The 3,524-nt window shown below is 71.9% G+C and carries 5 protein-coding genes; all 5 read left to right on the top strand.

All coding sequences use genetic code 11. The annotated features are described in order from the left end of the window. Nucleotides 1-426, top strand: a 426-nt coding sequence (locus tag D7Y21_RS40670) for a HEAT repeat domain-containing protein (protein WP_233612495.1), incomplete at its 5' end; no start/stop codon positions are given. Nucleotides 427-521: 95 nt separating this feature from the next. Beyond that, a complete protein-coding gene (locus D7Y21_RS40665; protein ID WP_014397740.1) occupies nucleotides 522-1,049 on the top strand; it encodes a DivIVA domain-containing protein in 528 nt (175 codons plus the stop codon). A gap of 9 nt (nucleotides 1,050-1,058) precedes the next feature. Then, nucleotides 1,059-1,358 carry a DUF167 domain-containing protein gene (locus D7Y21_RS40660; RefSeq protein WP_120568104.1) on the top strand — a complete coding sequence of 100 codons (300 nt, stop codon included), beginning with the start codon at nucleotides 1,059-1,061 and terminating at the stop codon, nucleotides 1,356-1,358. Between the two features lie 8 nt (nucleotides 1,359-1,366). Continuing rightward, nucleotides 1,367-2,650: a peptidase MA family metallohydrolase gene (locus D7Y21_RS40655; protein ID WP_121718572.1), complete on the top strand. Its 1,284-nt coding sequence runs from the start codon at nucleotides 1,367-1,369 to the stop codon at nucleotides 2,648-2,650. Nucleotides 2,651-2,832: 182 nt separating this feature from the next. Further along, nucleotides 2,833-3,375, top strand: a complete 543-nt coding sequence (locus D7Y21_RS40650) for a hypothetical protein (RefSeq protein WP_171427738.1) — start codon at nucleotides 2,833-2,835, stop codon at nucleotides 3,373-3,375. Nucleotides 3,376-3,524: the final 149 nt, after the last annotated feature.

The raw sequence follows: 3,524 nt of genomic DNA, 5'->3' as shown, positions 1-3,524 counted from the left end.
GTGGAAACCGGAGCCTCCGACGTCTCCCTCCTGAGGGGCCTGCTGTGGGCCGCGGAGCCCGCGCCGGAGGAGATCCGCACGCTCGCCATCGAGGACCTGGCGCTCCTGGGTGACGCGCGCGCCCTGGACCCGCTGGCCGCGTTCATCTGGGACCCGAACCCGCGCATCCAGCAGGCCGCGTTGCGCGCGGTGGCCCTCTTCCAGCACCGCCGCGCGGAGGAGATCCTGGGCAACGTCGTGCGCCACCCGCGCCTGCCGGACGCGCTGAAGATTCAAGCGCTGGGAGGTCTTCTGTATCAGCGCACCCCCACCGCCCGCCGGGTGGTGCAGGACGTGGCCGCGGACAGCCGCGTGGGCTACGCGGTGCAGAACGCCGCGCGCTCGGTGGCGTCACAGTGGGAAGCCGCCCCGGCCGCCTCGCCCTGAAACACGCCTGCTTGTCTGCCCTCCAGGCCTGACGCCGCGCCAGCCCGCCGGGCCGATTCCTGGAGTGCGCGCGTGTATGGGTTAGACTGGGGCGCATGAAGATCACCCCCCTCGACATCCGGCAGAAGCGCTTCGAGACGGTGATGCGCGGCTTCGCGCGTCCCGAAGTCGGCGCGTACCTGGAGCTGATCGCCGGCGAGTTCGAGGAGGTGGTGAAGGAGAACATCGCGCTCAAGGAGGAGCTGAAGCGCACGCAGGCGCGGCTCGAGCAGCATCAGGAGCGCGAGCGCACCCTCCAGGAGACGATGGTCACCGCCCAGCGCATCAGCGAGGACCTGAAGGACGCCGCGAAGAAGGAAGCGGAGATCATCATCGCGGACGCGGAGCACCAGGCGGAGAAGATCGTCCACGGCGCGCACCAGCGGCTGGTGCAGGTGGTGGAGGACATCAACGAGCTCAAGCGCCAGCGCACTCAGTTCGAATCGCAGGTGCGCTCCGTCGTGGAGGCCCACCGCAAGCTGCTGGAGACGTTCGCCGCGCCCACCTTCGCGGACCGCGACTACGCGCGCGTGGAGGACAACGTCGCGTTCCTGTCGCAGAAGAAGGCCACCTCCAACGACTAGCGCCCGCGCATGACCGCCCCCTGGCTCAAAGCCGTGCAGACCGGGGTGGAGCTGACGGTGCTCGTCCAGCCGCGCGCGTCCCGCACCCGGGTGGTGGGCGAGCATGACGGCCAGCTGAAGATCCAACTCGCCGCGCCGCCCGTGGATGGCGAAGCGAATGCGGCCCTGGTGGAATTCATCGCCAAAACGCTGGGCGTGCCGCGTCGCCAGGTGACACTCGTGGCGGGTGACACGTCGCGCCGTAAGCGATTGAGGGTGGAAGGGGTTGATGCGGCGGCGGCCGAGGCTGTTATCTCTGGTGGACCGTGAGGCCACGCATGCTCCGCCTGTTCGCCTTCCTGATGATGCTGCTGGCCTCGCCGGGCGTGTTCGCGCAGGAGGCAGGTCCGCGGGGCATCCACGCCACGGAGGCCGTCGTCACGGACACCGCGCTCGTGCCCCACGCCCGCCCGGCCATCGTCGCGGGGGAGCTGAAGACGCAGCGCTTCGTCATCCTGCACACCGCGAAGGCGGCGGGCGCGGCCAAGGCCCTGGCCGGGCAGATTGAAGGCGTGCGGGACGCCTTCGGCGCGATGCTCGGGCGAGACTGGCCGGGCACCACGGAAATCCGCCTGGGCGTGGGCCGCCAGGAGTTCGAGGCCCTGGCGCTCCCCGGTGGCAAGCCTCCGGGCTGGGCCGTGGCGCTCGCCTACCCCGGGCATCAGATCATCCTGCTGGACGCGCTCAGCCTGAGCGACGCGGAGGGGCCCACCACGCTGCGGCACGAGCTGGCGCACGTGGCGCTGGGCCAGCTGGCGAAGGACTGGCCGCGCTGGTTCCAGGAGGGCGTGGCGCAGAACCTCACCGACGAGCGCTACTCCGTCGCCCACTACGGCGCCCTCTTCCGCGCGGTGACGCAGGAGCGCGTCTTCCACTTCGAGGACCTGTCCGACGACTGGCCGGACGTGCCCGCGGACGTCGAAATCGCCTACGCGCAGAGCGCCGCCTTCGTGGCCTTCCTCACCGGCAAGCACGGCTCGCACGCCATGGGCCTGCTGGTGGACGGCGTGCGCGCGGGTGAGCCCTTCGAGCAGGCCTTCGGCAAGGCCTTCCGCACGTCGCTGCTGCTGGAGGAGCAGGACTGGCGCGAGGGGCTCGCGGCCCGCTACGGCTGGCTGCCGCTCACCACCAGCTCCGCGCTCCTGTGGCTCACCGCCTCCGTGCTGTGCGTGGCCGCCTTCGTGCGCCGCATGCGCCAGAAGGCCGCGCGGATGACGGAGCTGGCCGCGGAGGACGCCGCCGAGGACGCCGCGCTGCGCCTGCTCGCCGCCGCCCGCGCCGCGGGGCCCATCCCCGTGGACGGCTCCGAGCCGCTGTCCCCCGCCCTGCCCTGGCCGGAATGGCCCGGCGCCACCACGCCCGCGGCTCCGCCCAATCCGTCCGCTCCCAGCCAGCCTGAGGCCCTGGAGGGCGCGCCGGAGGCCCTGGAGTCGGGCGCGGGCCATCCGGAAGGCCCGGACGGTTCGGACGCGGATGACGAGGAGCCGGAGTCCTCCAGCGGCGAGTACGAGCTGGACGGCGAGGCCCCGTCGGGCCGCCCGCCCAAGCCGACGCTCCACTGAGAGGCGCGGCGTGCCCAGGCAGGGAAGGTTCTTCCCCTGCCCCCCGCCTTTCAACATCCGCCCCGTAGGATTTACGTCCTCCGGCCACCCTTCAGGGCAGCCCCATTGCCCAAGTGGGCGGATTCACTGGGAACCAGCAACCGTCTGGCGTTGGCAAAGCCCTTGCTATGTCTTTGTTCGCGATGCGGACGACAACGGACATGGCGGCGGAGCGGGGACGGAAGAAGGCCGGGGCGGCCCGGGTCTTCAGCAAGCAGCCGGAGCGCATCGCGGCCCTGTGGCGGCGGATGCGGCTGGCGGCGCACGAGGGCCAGGGCGTTCCCGGCGCCAGCCTGCTGGACGGACTGGTGGAGCCCTTCGTCCGCGAGCTGGGGCTGACGCTGGAGGGCGTGGAGTCCAGCCCCTGGAGCCGCACCCGCGCGGTGCTGCGCCTGGCGCCGGAGCGTGGCGCGCGGGCCCTGCACGACGAGTTCGCACTGCTGCGGCGGTGCCTGGTGGACGCCCTGGAGGTGCTGGGCGGTGGAGACACGGAGCGCCAGCGCATCAACCGCGCGATTGACGAGGCCGTGGACAGCGCGGTGGCGCTGCTCCAGCGGATGGCGGACCCGAAGGCGGATGGGCCCCGGGTGCCGTTCGGCGGTCTGGTGGTGGAGTACTTCGAGCGGCCGTCCCACGCGCGCCGGGCCCCCATGGGCCGCCGCGACGAGCGGTCCGCCATGCATTGAGAGGGATTCAACGGCGCGCGGGAGGCGCCAGGGTTTTGTCGTAACGGTTTGCCGATCCGTCCGGCTTGACACTCCTCACTGAGGAAGGGTCCGGGGGCTGGCGGGAGGGAGCGCTGTCGCGGATGGGGGTCCGTGACGCGCCTTGAGGG

Origin of the sequence: Corallococcus sp. AB045, from assembly GCF_003668895.1 — a bacterium.
GTDB lineage: Bacteria > Myxococcota > Myxococcia > Myxococcales > Myxococcaceae > Corallococcus > Corallococcus coralloides.
This window is presented reverse-complemented; position numbering and strand designations above follow the sequence as displayed.

Excerpts from the sequence above, each read along its gene's own strand:
- D7Y21_RS40665 (WP_014397740.1), top strand. The coding sequence starts at position 522 with ATGAAGATCACCCCCCTCGACATCCGGCAGAAGCGCTTCGAGACGGTG.
- D7Y21_RS40660 (WP_120568104.1), top strand. The coding sequence starts at position 1,059 with ATGACCGCCCCCTGGCTCAAAGCCGTGCAGACCGGGGTGGAGCTGACG.
- D7Y21_RS40655 (WP_121718572.1), top strand. The coding sequence starts at position 1,367 with ATGCTCCGCCTGTTCGCCTTCCTGATGATGCTGCTGGCCTCGCCGGGC.
- D7Y21_RS40650 (WP_171427738.1), top strand. The coding sequence starts at position 2,833 with ATGCGGACGACAACGGACATGGCGGCGGAGCGGGGACGGAAGAAGGCC.